Origin of the sequence: Nitratireductor luteus (assembly GCF_026162365.1) — a bacterium.
In the GTDB taxonomy this organism is placed as follows: domain Bacteria; phylum Pseudomonadota; class Alphaproteobacteria; order Rhizobiales; family Rhizobiaceae; genus Chelativorans; species Chelativorans luteus.
In genome coordinates this window covers 153,654-172,412 of the sequence record NZ_JAOANW010000002.1, presented here as the reverse complement: position 1 = coordinate 172,412, position 18,759 = coordinate 153,654, and the positions used below count along the sequence as shown (strand labels likewise).

The 18,759-nt window shown below is 62.1% G+C and carries 14 protein-coding genes, 1 tRNA gene and 1 pseudogene; 9 read left to right on the top strand and 7 right to left on the bottom strand.

Going from position 1 to position 18,759, the window contains the following annotated elements; genetic code table 11:
* Nucleotides 1-127: 127 nt before the first annotated feature.
* Both N1058_RS03375 and N1058_RS03370 read left to right on the top strand, forming a co-directional pair.
* Nucleotides 128-204: transfer RNA gene (locus N1058_RS03375), tRNA-Arg, on the top strand.
* Nucleotides 205-647: 443 nt separating this feature from the next.
* A pseudogene (locus tag N1058_RS03370) lies at nt 648-833 on the top strand (transposase); the annotation flags it as partial.
* Between the two features lie 249 nt (nt 834-1,082).
* On the opposite strand, the gene N1058_RS03365 reads toward N1058_RS03370, so the two are convergent.
* Nucleotides 1,083-1,568, bottom strand: a complete 486-nt coding sequence (locus tag N1058_RS03365; protein ID WP_265516079.1) for a hypothetical protein — start codon at nt 1,566-1,568, stop codon at nt 1,083-1,085.
* Between the two features lie 11 nt (nt 1,569-1,579).
* Nucleotides 1,580-2,413, bottom strand: a complete 834-nt coding sequence (locus N1058_RS03360) for a helix-turn-helix transcriptional regulator (RefSeq protein WP_265516078.1) — start codon at nt 2,411-2,413, stop codon at nt 1,580-1,582.
* A gap of 672 nt (nt 2,414-3,085) precedes the next feature.
* Here N1058_RS03360 and N1058_RS03355 point away from each other — a divergent pair.
* From N1058_RS03355 to N1058_RS03340, 4 genes are all read left to right on the top strand, one after another.
* On the top strand, nt 3,086-4,873 hold the full coding sequence (locus tag N1058_RS03355) for a hypothetical protein (RefSeq protein WP_265516077.1): 1,788 nt from the start codon (nt 3,086-3,088) through the stop codon (nt 4,871-4,873).
* A gap of 112 nt (nt 4,874-4,985) precedes the next feature.
* Complete coding sequence (locus N1058_RS03350; protein ID WP_265516076.1) at nt 4,986-6,974, top strand: hypothetical protein; 1,989 nt, start codon at nt 4,986-4,988, stop codon at nt 6,972-6,974.
* Between the two features lie 159 nt (nt 6,975-7,133).
* Nucleotides 7,134-9,368: a type I secretion system permease/ATPase gene (locus N1058_RS03345; protein ID WP_420847942.1), complete on the top strand. Its 2,235-nt coding sequence runs from the start codon at nt 7,134-7,136 to the stop codon at nt 9,366-9,368.
* 12 nt (nt 9,369-9,380) lie between these two features.
* Nucleotides 9,381-10,718 carry an HlyD family type I secretion periplasmic adaptor subunit gene (locus N1058_RS03340; RefSeq protein ID WP_265516074.1) on the top strand — a complete coding sequence of 446 codons (1,338 nt, stop codon included), beginning with the start codon at nt 9,381-9,383 and terminating at the stop codon, nt 10,716-10,718.
* Between the two features lie 119 nt (nt 10,719-10,837).
* Here the strand turns inward: N1058_RS03340 and N1058_RS03335 are convergent, their stop codons facing one another.
* On the bottom strand, nt 10,838-11,275 hold the full coding sequence (locus N1058_RS03335) for a hypothetical protein (RefSeq protein WP_265516073.1): 438 nt from the start codon (nt 11,273-11,275) through the stop codon (nt 10,838-10,840).
* 216 nt (nt 11,276-11,491) lie between these two features.
* Complete coding sequence (locus N1058_RS03330; protein ID WP_338040610.1) at nt 11,492-12,277, bottom strand: tetratricopeptide repeat protein; 786 nt, start codon at nt 12,275-12,277, stop codon at nt 11,492-11,494.
* Nucleotides 12,278-12,421: 144 nt separating this feature from the next.
* Between N1058_RS03330 and N1058_RS03325 the strand changes: the two genes are divergently transcribed.
* The 3 genes from N1058_RS03325 (at nt 12,422) to N1058_RS03315 (ending at nt 15,077) form a co-directional block, all read left to right on the top strand.
* Nucleotides 12,422-13,786 (top strand): leucyl aminopeptidase family protein, encoded by a 1,365-nt coding sequence (locus N1058_RS03325; RefSeq protein ID WP_265516071.1) that lies wholly within the window; start codon nt 12,422-12,424, stop codon nt 13,784-13,786.
* An 80-nt stretch (nt 13,787-13,866) separates the two neighbouring features.
* Nucleotides 13,867-14,217 (top strand): MarR family transcriptional regulator, encoded by a 351-nt coding sequence (locus N1058_RS03320; protein ID WP_265516357.1) that lies wholly within the window; start codon nt 13,867-13,869, stop codon nt 14,215-14,217.
* An 11-nt stretch (nt 14,218-14,228) separates the two neighbouring features.
* Complete coding sequence (locus N1058_RS03315; RefSeq protein ID WP_265516356.1) at nt 14,229-15,077, top strand: C40 family peptidase; 849 nt, start codon at nt 14,229-14,231, stop codon at nt 15,075-15,077.
* Here N1058_RS03315 and N1058_RS03310 read toward each other — a convergent pair.
* From N1058_RS03310 to N1058_RS03300, 3 genes are all read right to left on the bottom strand, one after another.
* Nucleotides 15,074-16,090 carry a DUF1513 domain-containing protein gene (locus N1058_RS03310; RefSeq protein ID WP_265516070.1) on the bottom strand — a complete coding sequence of 339 codons (1,017 nt, stop codon included), beginning with the start codon at nt 16,088-16,090 and terminating at the stop codon, nt 15,074-15,076. The genes N1058_RS03315 and N1058_RS03310 overlap by 4 nt on opposite strands.
* Before the next feature lie 67 nt (nt 16,091-16,157).
* Entirely contained in the window at nt 16,158-17,234 is a 1,077-nt protein-coding gene (locus N1058_RS03305; protein ID WP_265516069.1) for an imelysin family protein, read from the bottom strand.
* Nucleotides 17,234-18,739, bottom strand: coding sequence for a di-heme oxidoreductase family protein (locus tag N1058_RS03300; RefSeq protein ID WP_265516068.1), 1,506 nt, complete (start codon nt 18,737-18,739; stop codon nt 17,234-17,236). The genes N1058_RS03305 and N1058_RS03300 overlap by 1 nt, the downstream gene beginning before the upstream one ends.
* Nucleotides 18,740-18,759 lie beyond the last annotated feature (20 nt).

Below are 18,759 nucleotides of genomic sequence, written 5' to 3'. Positions count from 1 at the left end.
GAATTAACCTCCCTCACGTGAAATATGCCCAAACTTCTTTGCCAACCCCATGGAATTCGCCGTTGATGCCGGCCAGACCATCGGTTATGAAAGCCCTCGCAACGCGTCGCGTTCGCCCTTACCCGGGGCACCCGTAGCTCAGCTGGATAGAGCGCTGCCCTCCGAAGGCAGAGGTCACAGGTTCGAATCCTGTCGGGTGCGCCAGTCTTCTTTCAATGACTTGGAAGGTTATGGCGTTCCGCCGAAGTGCTCCGGGTAGCACCGGGATAGCACGCTATGCTGGAACTTCGCGCCGTTTTTTGATTGTAACAAAATCCGCCGCTTTCCGCCAATTTTCCTCGGAGCCGCCTTCGCACAAAGCGAAGGAAGGCGGGGCCGAGGGAGGCAAACGGCGCTTTCCTTGGTGAGCAAGAGCAACGTCTAGAGCATTTTGCACTCAGGTGGAATCACCTGACGTCGCACAAATGCGGTAAAAACAAGTAGATAGAGCAGAACAGCGTTTCAGTGAAACGATGATCTGCTCTAAAGCGTTGCGCAAACGGGCTACAATCGGAAAATCTTCCTCAAACTCTGCTGATCTAGGCCGCAAACTCATAAACTGACTATCAGTTTGTGACACGTTCTGATTCAAGGCTTCTTTTGGCGGCCTGAATGCGTCGATACGATTGAGCGACTTCGAATGGAGTGTGATTGAACCCCGTCTGCCCAACAAGGTTCGCGGTGTGCCGCGCGGTGATGACCGCAAGGTTCTCAACGGCATCCTGTGGCGTTTCCAGACCGGATCGCCCTGGGCCGATGTGCCGGAACGCTATGGCCCCTTTCCCATGCAATGCAGTCGATCACCGGCAACAATTACGGGGCGAAGTTGTGGCGCCGCTCGGACGACAGTCTGCGGCTGGGGATCGTGATTGCGCTCGCCTATTGCCTCATCGCCGATGATCTTGATGGGCGTGCCCATTTTTTCACAGACTTGATGGAACTGGCATTTTTTCAGGGAATTGCTCTGGGCACCACGGCACGGATAAAATCAGTTGTCGCCGCGAAATCCATTGAGGGCAAGCACGACATCGCAATTGCGGTCGTCAGGAAGCCGGAAAGCTGTACTTTTTGGAGATGGCCCAGATGGTCTTGTTTATCTCGACGAGAGAAGAGATGCTCTTCTTTATCCTCTCCATCTCTGTTTCGTCCAGGCTCTCCACCTTGCCGTATCTGATCTCGTCCTTGCTCTCGACGATGCGCATGAGCTGTGTGATCCCGCGTCCGCTTTCCGGATCGAACGAATAGATGCAGTGGTTGAATTTGTTGCGCAGGCTTGCTTCCTTGGAGAGCTGCCTGGTGACGTTGAGTATCTCGGACCGGCAGTCACTCGGCGTCTTGTGCATTTTCGCAAGACGTTCCACCAGGTCGATCCTGGCCCGCGGCGTGTTCAGCGTCAGGAAGATGACGATCGCGGTTTCCTTGTCGGTCCCCGCAAGCCCCGCGATCAGATAGATCAACAGGCTCTCAGTATTCGTCCAAGTGTAGTTCAGTTGCCCGACGAGCAGAAGAATCTCCTGGAGCTTTGGCATCGGGGCGGTTTTCAAAGGTCGTCCGCGTTGTTGCGCGGTACGGGCGCGTCCTGGCCTGATCCGTTGTCACCATCATCAACATTCTCACGGCGGCTTGTGTAGTCGAAATACATGGCCGCAGCTTCCGTCCTGTTGTGGACGCCCAGCTTTCTGATGATGTTGTGCAGATGAATTTTTACCGTGTGTTCGGAGAGGTTGAGATCGGCAGCGATGATCTTGTTCTGATACCCGCGAGCCACCATCGCAAGCACTTCCAGTTCGCGCATGGTGAGATCGTCCATCGTTTCGCTCCATTGCTCGTGACCGGTCAAGCGGTGCGGACGTCCCTCTGCCCGTAGACCGGGACCTGCCGAACTGGCTTGCTGTGCCTGTGGGAGCCGTGCGGATGGAAAGTATGCCCCTCCTTTCAGCATGATGCGAATGATTGAGAGCCAGATATCCAGGTTCACATCCATGGGCAGAATGCCGCGTGCCGCTTGGAAATCCTTGATCTGCGTCAAGCTCGTGGAACGATGATCCTGTGCGGTCATCATCACTGCCGCCGCGGCATGGGGATGCATGCCGGCGAGTTCGCTCCAGCTGTTTCGGAATGCCTCAAGTTGGCTGACATCGACCAGAATGAGCTGAACCTCTGAATCAAAACGGGCGCAGGCCAGGCCCGGTTCCAGTACGTGAGCAACGGAAATCCAGGAGAACTCCCTCTCAACGGCCGCAATCAGAGCGTCGGAAACGCAGCCTGGCGGTGCGACAAAAAGAAGTTTTCGGTGGTAGGTGTTTTTGATCGTAGTAGGAAAGGCCAAGGTTACTTGACTGGCTGCGGACGCACCACTCATACGCTGCATCATTGGAGACGCCTCCCGCCCCTCGACGGATACTCGACCGTCCGGGCTGTCTCTCCGTTAAACGTAAAAAACTATAGACCAAATTTTTGACTCTCGGAATAGCTCGATAGAGGTATGCAGCACGTTAAGTCCCTAGTTACATAGGGCTCATGAGCAATTCATTGTGCTGAACAAGGTAGCCATAAAGTACATTTCGAGGATTATTAAGAGACACCGAATGGATTGCCGAACAATATCGTGAAAATAGCGCGAAATGTTCTCATAATTACATGGACCATGTTTTAATTATCCATAATATACTCTTTTAATAGTTTTTATTAACCATAAAGTTCTTATAGCTCCATCGGGCTAAATCGAAGTGGCATCTTCCTGTCTGTCCTCTGCTCGCCTCACACTGCTCGGATCAAGCCGGGAACGGAAGCCGTCCGGGCGGGTGACTGTCAGCATCAAGTTCATGCGTTGCACCAGTTCCCTCGCCTGAGAAACGCGCCGTCTCCCGAACAGGAAAGGGAGGGCCCGCATCACCGAAAACTGAACCAGAGCCAGGCGTCCGTCCGCGTCGATGCGCGTCCGAGCGCCGAATTTCCAAACATCAATGCAACGTACTACGCGGTGAAGGCCCTACGGAGATGAATAGCGGTCAAGCTGTCGTGGTCCTGAATTGAGGACACTACAATGGCGTACAAACACAAGCCCTGGGACTGGGAAAACCTGATCAAGGATCCCAGCAGCGAATCCGAATCCAGTTCCGAGAGCGAATCCAAGAGCGAGGCCGAATCCGAGAGTGAGTCGGAATCCGAAAGTGAGTCGAAGTCCGAAAGCGAAGCTGAATCCGAGAGCGAGTCTGAATCGGAGGCGAAGTCGGAGAGCGAGTCGGAGTCCGAATCCAAGGCAGAATCGGAATCCCAAAGTGAAGCCGACGCCGACGCCGATGCGGACGCTGAAGCGAAGATCGATGCCGAGCTGAAGGCTCGGATCGACAATGAGAACGACAACGAGAACGAGAACAAGAACGTCAACGTCAACGTCAACAAGAATGAAACGGATGTCGACGTCGATGTTGCGGTCGATTTCGCTCTCGATGGCTTCAAGCCCAGTGATGACGACTTTGCCGATATCGACATGGCCGGCAACGCCCAGATCGAAGGCATGTTCAACATCAACTTTGAAGACATCCTCTCGGACGCGCTCGACGGAGCCGGCAACGATGTCGGTAACGCGATCAGCCAGGTCGCCAACATTTCCGACGACGATGTTCTGCACGATGCCGAAGTCAAGAACGACGACTACTTCAAGCAGAATATCAACGCCAATGGCGGCGATGCCCACGCTGACGACGGCATCAATGCAGGCGGCAGCGGCGGCGAAGGCGGCTCAAAGGCTAAGGCCAATGGCGGCGATGGCGACGATGGCGGCGATGCCACCGGCGGCGAAGGCGACGGCGGCAAGGGCGAAGGCGGTCTCGCAGTCAGCCTGGCATCCGGAGGCGAAGGCGACGGTGGCGAAGCCGACGGCGGCAAGGGCGAGGGCGGCAACGCCGATAGCGGTAAGGCCGACGGCGGCAAGGGCGAGGGCGCAAAGGGCGGCGACGGCGCAGCAGGCGTCGGCCTTGGCCTTGGTCTCGGCCTTGGTCTGGGTATCGGCGCAGCTTTGGCCGGTGACGGCGACGACGGCGGCGACAACAAGGCCGGCGACGGCGACGACGGCGGCAATGGCGGCAATGCCACCGGTGGCGATGCCGAGAATGCCGGTGACGGCGGCGATGCCGAAGGCGGTGACGGAGTTGATGCCTTCTACGCCAAGGTTCCGATCCTGAACTTCGGCGGTGATGCCGATGACGCAGGTGACGGTGGCGACAACAAGGCTGGGAACGGTGAAGGCGCCGGAAATGGCGGCGACGGCGGCGATGGCGGTTTCGCCAAGGACGCCGGCGACGGCGGTGACGGTGGCGATGCGGCCGCGGCAGGCGCCGGAGCGGGTGCCGGTACGGGTGTCGGTCTCGGCGTCGGTGGCAGCGGCGGCGATGGCGGCTACGGCGTCGGCGGTGCAGCCCAAAGCGGCTGGGCCAACGGCGGTGACGGTGAAGGCGGACATGCCTTGGCCGGCGGCGGCAACGGCGGCGCTGCTCTGAGCGGTGCATGGGCCGACGGCACGGGTGGCAACGGCCTCGGCGGTTGGGCGGCCAGCGGCAATGGCGGCGACGGCGGCAACGGCGGCTGGGCCTTCAACGGAGACGGCGGCGGCGGCGGCAGCGGCGGCGTGTGGGGTTCCAACAATGGTGATGACGGCTTTGTCACCGGAACCAGCACAGCCACGGCCGACGCGATCGTCAACACCAGCGCGTTCAACCAGGAGATCGTGATGGGTGCGAACCTCCAGCAGAATGCGGTCGACATGACCGTGGTCGGAGGAAATCTCAACAGCTCGACCGTGGGCGAAGATTCCGACGATCTCGACGCTTGAGGTCATTGCCACCACTGACAAGAACGGGCTGCGCGGACATTCCGCGCAGCTCACAGATCATGATCGGTGTGGTTGATTCGCCGATCTCAACGGGGAGGTGCGCACCGTGCACATGGACAGGATCACCGAGGCGATAGCCCACTTCATCGGCCTGTTCGAGGTTACCGTCGAGGAGGCACGGCAAAGAGACGCCTACGACAAGTTCAACGCCCAGGCGACCGATGCGCCGAACCTCCCGGGCCTCCCGAATTCCACAACTCCGTTTGCCGCGCCCTTCGAATTCTTGGGGTACGACCCCGGTCTGATGTACCGTCCACCTGCTCCCGACTGGGTCCTCGTCCATCCCTGGACGTCGACCGAATACGGCCCGCTGCAGGTGTCTCACGGCGATCCGAGCGCCTTGCCGGCCCATGGTTACGGATCCCCGCGGCTGGATCTCGCCTACAACCTGTCCCCATTCAAGGTCATCTTGCCCGAGGTGGAGACGCTGGGCTCGGTGGCGAACTACATAAGCCAGGCCATCGGCCTCTCCGACAACGATTATATCGGCGTCGGCGGCCACGGGTTGCGCTTCACCCCATCGCCTGTCGGTGACGATGCGGTCCTCGCGCTGGCTGGTGCGGCTGCGCGGCAGTCCCCGATCATGGACGTCGAGATGCCAGGCTCCGCGGAGGAGCTCGCCTCGTTCGTTGCCGCTGCCTCGGAACTTCTCGCCGGGTTTTCCGGCGATCCAAGTCCCGGCACAAGCGTCTTCGTCGAGAAATCGCAAACGCTCGAGGGCGTTTTCGCCAACGGCAAGAGGGTCGAAGAGGCTCCGAAGCTGGAAGACTATTTCACGCCCGACGACGTGCTGGTGGACGATGACGACGAGGTCCACCCGACCAATGCCCGCATCACCGAAACAGGCATCGACATCGATGCCTCGGTGAAACTGGAGTCCGGGGAAAATACGCTCGTCAACAATGCCGTTCTCAAGAACTTCTGGACGGCTGCGCCTGTCACGGCGGTCGTGGGAAAGCACATCGAGCTGAACGCCATTATCCAGATAAACGCCTGGTACGACGAGGACTACGTCTCCTCCGCGCTCGACGGGTGGACCAAGGATCCGGCGCTGACACAAGCGTTCAACGTGGCGGAATTCCAGCGTTACACACACGACGAAGAAGATGGCGAACGGGACACGCCTGGCAGCTTCCCGAAACACTGGGTGGTGAAGGAAGTCGACGGCGACCTGATGATCGTGAACTGGCTGCAGCAATTCACCTTCATGAGCGACAATGACATCGGCATCCTGTCGTCGTCCGGCGTGACCACGCGAGTCTATTCCGGCGACAATCTCGCCTACAACGACATTTCCATTTACGAGCTCGGCTTTGCCTACGATCTCATCATCATCGGAGGCAATGTCTACGACGCCAACATCATTCACCAGATGAACGTCCTGCTCGACAACGACACGATCGGGGCTGTGAACGGTTTTCAGACCACCGGTGAAGGCTTTGTCTCGACATCCGGAAACCTGCTCTGGAACCAGGGCTATATCCACAATGTCGGCGGTGCCGACCGTTTCGAAACGCTGCCGGAGCACTATCTTGAAGCGGCCCTCAGGCTCACTGGCGGCGAGGACCACCTGAGCGACGGTGTCCTTTCGGACGCCGCCTTCGCGGGGCTTGGTTTTCTGCGCGTGCTGCACGTCAAGGGCGACCTTCACAATGTGCAGTACGTCAAGCAAACCAACATCTTGGGCGACAGCGACCATGTCGCCGTGGCGATGCACGCGATCAACGAAAATCCGGGTGCAGAATGGGAGATCACGACAGGTGGCAACGCATTGCTGAACAATGCCGCCATTGTTGATCTCGATTCTCTCGGCAAAACCTATGTGGGCAACGGCCACTACTCTAACGAAATCCTGGTACAGGCCGACATCATTTCAACTGAACCGGATCTGGGCGGACAGAATCCCGATGTTCTCGTCAACGAGGCGGTGGCCTTCCTCGACGAGGATGTGGGCGGTACCGGCGATACGGAATACGGAAATTCAGGAAACTTCGACGCCGACAGTTCGCAAGCAGACGGTTTGCAAACTCTGATCGGCTGATTTGTGGGGGGTTTGATGGGTGATCACGGAGACCGTGCCGGGAGCTCTGGCGGCAGCGCTTCTGGAGGTGATATTCGTCAGCACCGGCCTGTGGAAGGGAAACAGGCGCCGTGCGCCCGTGAAAATCTTTCGGATGTCCTGCGCGGGCAGAAGGACGCGATCAAAGAAAAATTCGCGGACATCGATCAGGCGGTGGAGGATCTCCTGAAGGCTGCCGCCATTGAAGAGGCGAGTACAGCCGCCCGCCGTGGACCGGCGTATCCCATCGCAGAAGCGAAAAGGCACAGGCCTGCGGTTGTGGATGCGGCAACCCCCGCGAAGAGCCAGTACGCCAAGCCGGAGGCTGGATTCGCGCGACCGGATCAGCAACGCGCTCAAGATGCCCCGAACGGCGCATCGGCAACCCCACGGCCCAACGGCGCCCGCGAATTTCCGACCGCGGCAGCCCCAACGAGAGAGCAGGCCCGGTCCGAATCCACGCGCCCGCAGCACCCTCGGGAGGCGCCCAAGCCCATCGTTGGGGAGAAACCCAACGCTGAAGGCATGGTCACCATCGACGGCAATCGTGGTCCCATCGCAGCGCGCGAGCGCCCGCTCAACAAGTCGGCGGATGCGACTGGCGGCAAAGGACCGGTCGGCAAGGGGCCAGGCGGCAGTGTTTTCCATAAGCGGCTCGGCCCCGTCGACTTCGGCGCCAGCCTCAAGGCCGGCCTCACCGCCGTGCGGAGAAACCTCGCGGTCGTCATGGTCTTCACCGTGGCAAGCAACGCGCTGGTGCTGGCAATTCCCATCTATCTCTTCCAGATTTCCGACCGCATCCTCACCAGCCGGTCGATCGATACGCTGATCATGCTGACCCTCGTCATCGTCGGCGCTGTCATACTGCAGTCGATGTTCGACGCGATCCGCCGCTTCATTCTGATGCGCACCGCCGTGGAGTTCGCCACGCAACTCGGTTCACCCGTCCTCAGCGCGGCGGCCCGTGCCTCGCTGCACGGAAACGGGCGGGAGTACCAGACACTGGGCGACCTGCAGCAGGTCCGCTCCTTCCTCGTCTCGCGGACGCTTTTGTCCTTCCTCGACGCGCCGATTGCGCCGTTGTTCGTGCTGGCGGTTTTTCTCATTCACCCGCATCTCGGCTTCATCGTCGTCTCCACCGCGCTGTTGCTGCTCGCGCTGACGCTGCTCAACCAGCGCGTGACGGCGACCCCCTTCGGCGAAGCGAACACGGCTCAGGTCAAGGCCAATCTTCACCTCGAGTCCATGTCGCGCAATTCCCAGATCATTAATGCCCTGGCGATGATCCCGGAGGCCGTGCATATCTGGGGCCGGGATACGGCGAGTTCGCTCAAGTCCCAGGTTATCGCCCAGGACCGCAACATCGTCTTCGCGGCAATGTCGAAAGGCTCACGGCTCCTCACGCAGGTGGCCATGCTCGGCTGGGGTGCCTACCTGGCGATCGAGGGGGAAATCACCGGCGGCATGGTGATCGCGGCCTCCATCATCGCGGGTCGGGCGCTCGCGCCGATCGAAGGCGCCATCGAAGGCTGGAACCAGTACAGCCAGTCGCGCGCCTCCTATGGCAGGATTGCTGGCCTGCTCAAGTCCTCGCCGTTCAATTTCGAGCGCCTGCAACTGCCGCGTCCGGAAGGGCGGCTGGATGTCGAGAGGCTGCTTTACGTCCCGCAAGGGACCAAGCGTGTCGTCCTCAACGGAATCTCGTTCGCGCTGTCCCCCGGCGATTCCCTTGCCGTCATCGGCAACTCCGGAGCGGGCAAGACGACGCTGGGGAAAATGCTCGTCGGCTCCATCCTGCCGACCTCGGGAAATGTCAGGCTCGACCTGATGGACCTCAGGAACTGGGACCAGCGGCAATTCGGCGAGAACATCGGTTACCTGCCTCAGGACGTGCAGCTCTTTCCCGGAACCATCAAGGCGAATATCGCGCGCATGCGGGACGATGCCACCGATGCGCAAATCTATGAAGCGGCCATGCTCGCCGATGTGCACGAGATGATCGCGACGCTGCCGCATGGCTACGAGACCGTCGTCGCCGCTGACGGTTCGCCCTTGTCGGGAGGGCAGAAACAACGCATCGCGCTCGCCCGCGCCTTCTTCGGCAATCCGCGCATGGTAGTGCTCGACGAGCCGAACTCCAACCTGGACAGCGCCGGAGATACCGCCCTCCAGCGCGCGCTGCAGCATGCGAAGAAAAACCGGATCACCGTAATCACCATTACGCAAAGGCCGGCGCTGCTGGGCAGCGTCGACAAGATCCTCCTCCTCGTGAACGGAACGGTGGCGCTGTTCGGCGTGCGCAAGGACGTGTTGCAGGCGCTGGCGGCCCGGGGCGTAAGCATCGAGAGCGGTTCGTTCGGTCATCAGATCCAGTAGAGGCAGCCTGCAATGTCCAACATCGCAAAAGTTCACGACATGGAATGGTACGCGGACGTTCCCCGTTCGATCTGGAAACAGACGACGGTAGGGCTGATCCTGCTCGCTCTGACCTTCGGCGGTTTCGGCGGTTGGGCGGTCACAGCCCCGCTTGCGGCCGCCGTGATTGCGCAAGGTAGCTTCGTCGCCACCGGCCGGAACAAGATCGTCCAGCATTTCGAGGGCGGAATCATAAAGGAAATTCTGGTCAACGAAGGCGACTTCGTGCAGCTCGATCAACCGCTGATCCGGCTCGACGAGACCGCTGCCCTTGCCAGGGAACGGCAGCTTTTCCTGCGACGCTTCAGGCTCGAGGCCATCGCCGCACGCCTCAATTCCCAGATTCGCGGAACAGATGAGATAGAGCTTACTCCCTTTATCGCCGACAATCGGGACGCTCCCGATGTCGTGCCGATATTGGAGGGGCAGCGGCTCAACTTCGATGCTTGGCAGGACAATTTGAACAGCGACATTGGCTTGCTCAGGCAGAACATCGAGGCACTCGGGTTTCGTGCCGAAGGATATGCCGAGCAGCGGCAGGCAATGATGCTTCAGCTCGAACTGCTGCGCGAGGAAGCCGTGGGCAAGGAGATACTGCTCAAGAAGGGCCTGATGCGAAAAAACGAAATATCCGCCATTCAGCGGGCGATTGCGGAGGCTACCGGTCAGATCGGGCGACTGTCCGCGGAAATCGCCGAGACGCGTTCGCAGATCGTCAAGCAGGAACAGGAAATACAGCAGACCCGGAATGCGTATCGGGAAACCGCGCTCGACGAGCTGGAAGGGATCCAGGGGGAGCTGGACGCGGTGCGCGAGCAGTTTCGGGAGGCCCAGAACATCTTGCAGCGCGTTACGATCAACGCGCCGGTGGCGGGCACGGTAGTACGGATGAACTACCACACGCCCGGCGGTGTCATCGAAAGCGGCAAGGGCATTCTGGAAATCCTGCCGGCGGACGTACCGCTGATCATCGAGACGCAGGTGCCGCGAACCGAGATTGACAATGTGAAGACGGGTCAGACGGCGGCGGTTCGGCTGATAGCGCTCAACCAGCGCACGACGCCGGTTCTCGAGGGCAAGGTATATTACGTTTCTGCCGATGCGCTCCCGGGAGAGAAAACCGCGCAGGACCAGGAGGTCTATCTGGCGCGCATTCATCTTTCCCCCAGCGAGCTTGCAAGGGTGAGGGGATTTTCACCGACGCCGGGAATGCCGGCGGAGATCCTCATTCAGACGGCTGAACGGACATTCTTCAGCTATCTGACGAAACCGATCGTCGACAGCATGTCGCGCGCCTTCTCCGAACGCTGATAGCGGCCCGCCGGATGGCGAGCCGCCCTTTTGAGCGCTGGGCGCTGCAAGCTGACGAATCCTGCAGCGTGCTGCCCGAAAATCGATTCGGATCTTTCCGGCCGGTGCTGTAGCAGGCCCTAGCCGATGATGACATTACGCAGCCGAGCGACCATTCCGGGGCGTCTGGAACCGATTGCAGACCGGACATGGCGGGCAGCACTCCCAGCAGTGACCGTCTCGCCGAAATGGCAGTAGCAGACGATTTCGTGCAACTGCCAGTCGGAGATCTCGAAGAACCGCTTGGCTTCGCCATAGCTGTCATCCTTCAGGCCCTCGTCGCGAAGCACGGGGTCCTCGAAGGCGACGGTGATCGGCGAGCCGGCGCTGCGCATGGTCTCCCGGATCCGAACGGCATAGTATTCCGTTCCGTGAAGCGTCGCTAGCCGCCGTTCCGGCCTCTGTTCAAGAAGCTCGGCCCAGCGTTGGAGACGCTCGCTCCGCGTCATGGCCGGACGGGTCTTGTCGCGATCCACCGCGGCGACGGTTTTGAGATTTTCGAGCGTTTGATGGTGCATGATGGCCTCCTTGTTCAGTAAGATGGCCCGAGCCCCTTCACCCTCTCCAATGTGACTCCGCCGCGCGGCCAAGTCCAATCACAATAGCTGGTCCGGCGTTCGATTCCGGGCTTCGACGGTGCAATCGTCTCCGCTGAATGATCCTAAAGCAAGCGCCGCCGGCCCATGCATGACACGGGAGCGCCGTGCGACAAGGGCGCAGCGGTCGCTGCTGGTCTAGTTGCGCTTCTTGTCTTCGCTGGCAATCTGAGCCCACGAATTGTTCTGGGCGAGCATGGAGCGCAGATAGGCGACATTGGCTTCGGCCTGGTCGGGCGAAAGCTCCTGACGCGCGATTTTCTCGGCATCGGAGAAGCGGCCTTGCAGACCGACCACCAGGGCCAGGTTCTGGCGGACGCGGCTGTCGGCACCGGGGGCGGCAGCCGCCTGGCCCATATATTTCTCAGCGGTCTTGAGGTCGCCCTCGAGCAGGTAAGACATGCCCATATTGGACAGGATCGAGGGCTCGTTGGGTTTCATGCCGAGTGCGCGCTGATAGAGGTCGCGTGCCGCTTGCGCCTGGCCGAGCTGGTCGAGGATGGCGCCTTCGGCCGAAAGCAGCCGCCAGTCGGGATATTCCGGCGTCTGGGCGCGGCGGACGGCGTCGAGCGCCGGCTCCAACTCGCCGGCGGCGGCGAGTGCCTTTCCGTAGGCTGCGAGCACGTCGCGGTCCTTGGGGTAATCGATCGCCAGCTTGCGCATGACCGCGAGCGACTGGTCGGTGTAGCCGCTCATCTGGAGAATCGAGGCATAGCGGAGCGCGACCGGCTTGTCCTTCGGGTTCTGCGCGTAGCGTTTGCCGAGGCTGGATGCGGCCTGCTGGAGTTCGGATGCGGACATGGTATCGACCTGCCGCTCGGCCATGCGCCCGATCGAGCCGGTGGTTATCTGGCTGACTTTGCGGCTCGCCGCGCACCCGACGACGCTGAAAGCTATCACGAGCGTCGCCGCTACCGTCGCCATTCGCCTGGCGTTTGCCCCCGAAGCCCTTATAGCCATCCCCGCCGGCCCTCCTGAACTGAACCATTCACACGCATACGTATTCCGTTAACCCTAATGGAATGTTAATCACCGCACCTCGCTGCCACAGTTCAAGGATACCGCTTCATGCCTCTGACCCTTGCAAGCGCCAGAGAAGCGCATTCGCGCCCCGTCTACCTGGTCACGGACGAAAAGATGGAGGAAAGCGGCGCCGGCGAGAGCGCCCGCGCATGGGCACGTGCAAACGGCTTTGCCGGAAGAGAAGGCGAATTGCTCTCCATTCCGGGGAACGACGGAGCTCTGGCCGGCGTCTTCTTCGGCCTGGGCAAGGCGCCTGCCCCGCTGGCGCTGGGCCGTCTGGCGCGGCTGCTGCCGGAAGGCGCGTGGCATTTCGCCACTGCACCGGAAGACCCGGACCTGGCAGCCCTGGCGCTCTTGCTGGGCAGCTACGCCTTCACCCGCTACGGCAAGAAGCCCACACGCGACGTGCGCTTTGCCGCGCCTGATGGCGCCGATGTCGAGGCGGCGGTGCGTCTTGCTGAAGGCGTGTTCCTTGCGCGCGACCTCATCAACACGCCGGCCAACGACATGGGGCCGGACGCACTGGAAGAAGCGGTGCGCCGGCTTGGCCAGGCATTCAACGCCCAGGTCAGCGCCGTGCGCGGCGACGAGCTGCTGGCGAACAATTTTCCCATGATCCATGCCGTCGGGCGGGCGGCCGAACAGGCTCCCCGTCTGATCGACCTCCAATGGGGTCAGGAAGATGCGCCGAAGGTGACGCTGGTGGGCAAGGGCGTTTGTTTCGATACGGGCGGGCTCGACATCAAGCCGGCCAGCGGCATGCTGCTCATGAAGAAGGACATGGGCGGGGCCGCAAATGTGCTGGGCCTCGCCCGGATTATCATGGCGGCGCGCCTGCCGATAAGGCTGCGCGTGCTCATTCCGGCGGTGGAGAATGCCATTTCCGGAAACGCCTTTCGTCCGAGCGACATTCTGACGAGCCGCAAGGGTCTGACCATTGAGATCGGCAACACCGATGCGGAAGGTAGGCTCGTGCTGGCAGACGCGTTGGCACTGGGCGATGAGGAAGCACCACAGATCATGATCGACATGGCGACGCTGACTGGTGCGGCTCGGGTTGCGCTCGGTCCCGACCTGCCGCCCTTCTATACGCACGACGAAGCCCTTGCGGCGGCATTGAACGGTGCGGGCGAAGCTGTGGCGGATCCCATGTGGCGCATGCCCCTGTGGCGCCCTTACGCCGAAAAGCTCAATTCCCGCGTGGCGGACTTGAACAATGTCACTTCAGACGGCTTCGCAGGATCGGTAACGGCGGCGCTGTTTCTCGAGCGCTTCGTGGAAAAAGCGAAAAGCTGGGCGCATTTCGACATCTATGGCTGGAACCCGAACGAAAAACCGGCTGCGCCCGTGGGCGGCGAGGCCCAGGCCATCCGCGCCATCGAGCGCGCGCTGCGGGAGCGCTTCGGCTGAGGCTCCCTCGGGCAACTGCTTGCCAAGGTTGCGATTCACCGGCAAACTGATACGCATCCGAAACGATGCGGACGAATTCCATGCCGGTGCCGCTCAGGCCGAGCCAAGCCCTCAGATTGTGGCAGCAGGTGTGCCTGGCGGAGGTGACGGCACACATGCCCGACCTCACCCAGCGGCAGATGGCGATCCTGCTGACGGTCTATCTCGATCCGCCGCCGCACACGGTGCGCGGGCTGGCGGAAAAGCTGAAGGTGACGAAACCGGTGATCACGCGGGCACTCGATACGATGGGCAGTCTCAAATTCGTCTCACGCCATCGCGACGAGCGCGATCGCCGCAGCGTTCTGGTGAAGCGGACGGTGGAGGGTGCATTGTTCGTCGAACGGTTCGGCGACCAGATCATCGCCAAGGCAGCGGAGCTGCCGACATGAACGCGACCGGCATGCCCGCGCTGGACCGCAGGCTTCACGCCTATCGTCCGGACCTGGCCGACGAAAATCTGCGCGGGAAGGTTCCGGCGCAACGCTATATCGCTGGCCGTCCGGCGCGTGTTGCGCAACCGGTGGCCGACCTTCGCTCCGCCCCGCGCTTCGACGCGGGGATCGATACCCAGCTTCTTTGCGGAGACGATGTGCTGGTTTTCGAGGAGCGGGAGGGTTGGGCGTGGGTCCAGTCCCGGCGCGATTCCTATGTGGGCTACGTGCCTGCCGAGGCGTTGGGACCCGAAGGCAAAGCGCCGACTCATATCGTGACCGTCCCCCGCAGCTTCGTCTATCCCGCGCCGGAGTTGAAAATGCCTCCCGTCCGCGCTCATTCGATGGGCGCGCGCCTGTGTGTCGTGGGCAGGGAGGAAAGGCGCGGCACACGCTACGCCCTGCTCGCCTCCGGCGAGGCGATGATAGCCGGACATTTGCGGCCGGTGCCGGAGGCGGAGGCGGACTACGTCGCGGTCGCCGAGCAGTTCCTGCACACGCCCTATCTCTGGGGCGGCGCAAGCGGCTTCGGCATCGATTGCTCGGGACTGGTGCAGCTGAGCCTCTTCATGGCGGGGCGGAACGTCGTGCGCGATACCGACATGCAAGCGGCATCGCTGGGCGAACCGGTCGATCCGGACACCTTGCGACGGGGCGATCTGGTGTTTTGGAACGGCCATGTGGCGATCATGACCGACACACGGAACGTGATCCATGCCAACGGCCACACGATGACCGTGGCCCATGAGCGGCTCGATGAAGCGATAACCCGCATTGCGCGGCTTTATGGGCAGCCGACGGGCTATCGCCGGCCTTAGAGCCGCCGCAGATGATTGTCCCAGGATGGCTTGTCCGCGCCGGGCGTGCGCAGCGGAGAGACGATATCCGGCCCGGCTTTCACGACCGCGCCGCGTCCGCTGGTGGCCAGCACCGAGCCCCGGTCGAATGGCGCGACGCCGCAGCCATCTGCGAGTTCGCGCTGGCAGAGGTATTTGCCCGTCGCTGTATCCCAGAAAGCGACCAGCCCGCCATGAGGGCTCGATGTGGCAAGCACGTCGCCCGACGCATCGACCGCTAGCGAGCCGACATAATTGCGCATACGGCGCTGCGTCTCGGAAGGCGCGAGGAAAAGTTCGATCTCCCGGCCGCGCCGATGACGGCCGACCAAGGGCGGCTGCTCCGCAGCCTCGCCCTGGTACTGGCACCCGAACCAGACATTACCAGCCCCGTCCACCGCCATGTGGCGGATGGAAAGCTGATGCAGTTCCGGGGCGAGTTCGGCCTTGTCGATCACCCCGCCGGAAGCGATCTCGATATAGGTCAGGCTCGGCCTCATGGTCGCGAGGTTGAGCTTGGAGCGCCCATAGTCGGGATGGGTGAGGATGCCGCCATTGGCGACGCACAGCGTCTTGCCATCGCCCGCCAGCACCACCTCATGCGGGCCGATGCCATCGGTCGCAAATTCCCCGATGCGGCGAAAGCGGTCGGTCGCATCATAGATGCCGGCGACGCCGCGGCCGGCATCATAGTCGTTCTCGGTGGCCAGCATCAGCCGGCCGTCGGGCGTGAATATGCCATGGCCGAAGAAATGCCGGTTGTCGGCGGCGGCAATGGCCACGGGCTCGCTGTCTGCCATGCCGAATGCCACCGCGAAACGCCCCGGCGAGCGCGCGAAGGCGACGGCGCGGCGGCGCGGGGCATCGATGGCGAAGGAGTGGCCGCGCGCCTCGAGCGGCAGCACGAGGATGTCGCGCGCCTTCTCGTCGATGACCGCCGCCTCGTAGCGCCCGTCGTTCAGGCGCGCACCGAGGAACAGGGCTCCGTCGCCCATATCGGCGTCCGCAAATGCTCGCGGCGCTGCCGCGGCGGAGCCCGCGAGCGTCAGAAACGTGCGCCTGTCAATCGCCGTCGAGCGCATTGAATCCCATCGTCAATCCGATTGCCGCCGAGAAGCGCTCGCTTACCGTCGCATTCGCACCTTGGAGGGCAGTTGCCGCATAGGCGATGCGCCCGCGATCCTGCTCGTCGGCGAAGGCCGCCTCGGCGGGTGCCTCGATTTCTTCCAGCGCCCCAAGAGTATGTTCCAGGTCGAAACGGAGGGCGTCGAGGATGGCCTGGCGTTCCTCGTCCAACGCCTCGCCGAAGCCGGCCACATCGATCAGGGCGAGCATGCCCTGGATCTGGGTGCCAACAAGGTCGAATGTCAGATCGGAACGCCACAGCGGCGCGCGCTTGCCGTTGGCCTTGGAAGGCGTCTCGCCCAGGGCTGGCAGAAGTTCGGCATCGCGGGCAAACTGCAGGCTGGTGCCCAGCGCCTTGACCACTTCACCGGCGACTTCCAGGGGCGAGCGGTAAAGCGCGTTGCCCTCGCCGGGATGCGCGAAATCGTCGTGGAAGGCAGCGCGCGGCGACCAGGCCTCGATAAGCTCTCTCGCGCGCGCGGCGGCATTGCCGGCAATCGCCGCGCCGTAGCGGCAGCGGAAATCCTCTTCGCCGGTGCCGATCGCGTCAGACCCGGTTCCGAACAGCACATATTCGAGCGCCGGCAGGCCCTGCAGGGCAACGCTCTTGCCTGCAAGGCCTTCGACGTTCGCCGTCTCGGGTTCCTTTTCGGCCAGAACGCCCTGCACCTGGCGGAGCGTCACGCCGCGTGGGTCGGGCCAGAAGAAAATGCGCTCGAAATGGTTTTCCGCCACCAGCGGACCGAAGCGCAGTACGGAGACCGGTCCCCACGCGCGCACTGTGTCGGCGAAGGCGGCGCGTATGTCGTCGAGCCCTTCCCGCGTGGGCTCCGCGCAAACGGCCTCAAGGCCGGCGTGGAGCCGGGCGGTTGCGCCGGCGAAGGCTTCAAGGCTGACACGCGCATAGCCGTCCGCGACATTGGCGCCGATCCCTTCCGGCACACGCCGTTCCTGGGCGGCGGCTGCGCCCGCGAATAGGAGGACGGCTGCGCAAAGAATCGAACGTATGGGCATCAAAGCGACTCCAGGAAACGGATCAGATTGTCCCGCTCGGTTTTTTCCATTTCAACCACACGCCGGCGGGCGGGTTCGGCTTCCCCGCCATGCCAGAGAATGGCTTCCAGCAAACTGCGCGCCCTGCCGTCGTGGAGAAAGGTGGCGTCCTTGCTGACAGCCCCGGTGAGACCTATGCCCCACAGCGGCGGCGTGCGCCATTCCCGACCGGTTGCCGTCCCCTCCGGTCGATCATCGGCCAAGTCTTCGCCCATATCGTGCAGAAGCAGGTCGGAATGGGGCCAGATGAGCTGGAAAGCGAGTTCTTCCTGCGGCGCATCGCGGCGGGTGACGAATTTCGGGGTGTGGCAGGAGACGCAACCGGTTTCGTAGAAGACCTGCTTGCCGGCCAGCACATCCGGATCGTCGATATTGCGGCGGGCAGGCACTGCGAGGTTGCGGGCATAGAAGGCGACAAGCTTCAGCAGGTCACCGGGCACTTCCTGCTCGCCTAGATGAGGCTGTGCGCCATGCGGCAGCACGCGGCAATCGCCCTGAGCTTCGGTGCAGTCCCCCCAATGATCGGGCCGCAGCGGCGTCGATAGGCCCATATCGCCGAAGAAGGCATCCGCCGTCTGCTGCACGACGCTGGCCGCATTGCCCTTCCAGCCGAAACGCCCCAGCGCCTGTTCGCCTTCCTCGTCGAGCACGAAGCGGGCGCGGCCGGAAATGCCGTCCCCATCGGCATCGCCAGGGTCTGCGCCGGCCAGGATATCCTCGGCCGCAATGGATTCTAGAAGGCCAAGGCCGATCATGGGATTGGCCACGCGCGCCGACATCATCACGTCCGGGTGCATCTTGCCGAAACCGGGATTCTCGATGCTGAGCGCCGGCTTGCGGAGCGTGACGGTCTCGCCATTGAGCTGCACCGGCACATCCTCATAGTCGACGCGCACGCGGCCTTCGGCTGGAAGGCCTGCCACGGCGAAATCCTGAAGCTGACCGCCATAGACGGGCTCGTTCACACTCGACAGGAAACCTGCAAGAATCTCTTCCTCCTGTTCCCGGGTCGGCGGGATCGACAGGCGAACGAGCATGGAGACGGCGGAATCGTTAGCCGACGCAGGCGCATGGCCCCGTCCGTCCTTGATATGGCACGACTGGCAGGCGCGGGCGTTGAACAGGGGCCCAAGCCCGTCGGAAGCCTGCGTGGAGGATGGAGACGAGACCCAGTCCTTGCGAAAAAGGCCATTGCCCAGAAGAAAGCGCTGCTGTTCCTCGAAGCCCAGATTGGCCGAAGGGTGAGAGAAGATGTCGGCATTGATCAGCTTGTCGGTGGTTGCCGCCCCGGCCTGCATGCGCTCGAAGCGCTCGGGTTTGGAGAAATCGGTCGCCGGGCGGGTGACGTCTTCGACGCGCGAGCGATCCTCCGGCGAAAGGTCGGGGCGTGCGCTTTCGGCATGAACGGAACAAGTGGCCCCGGCCAGCGCGAAAGCAAACGCATAACTTGAGATGACGATTCTCATCTTCCAGAACCAAAGCCGGG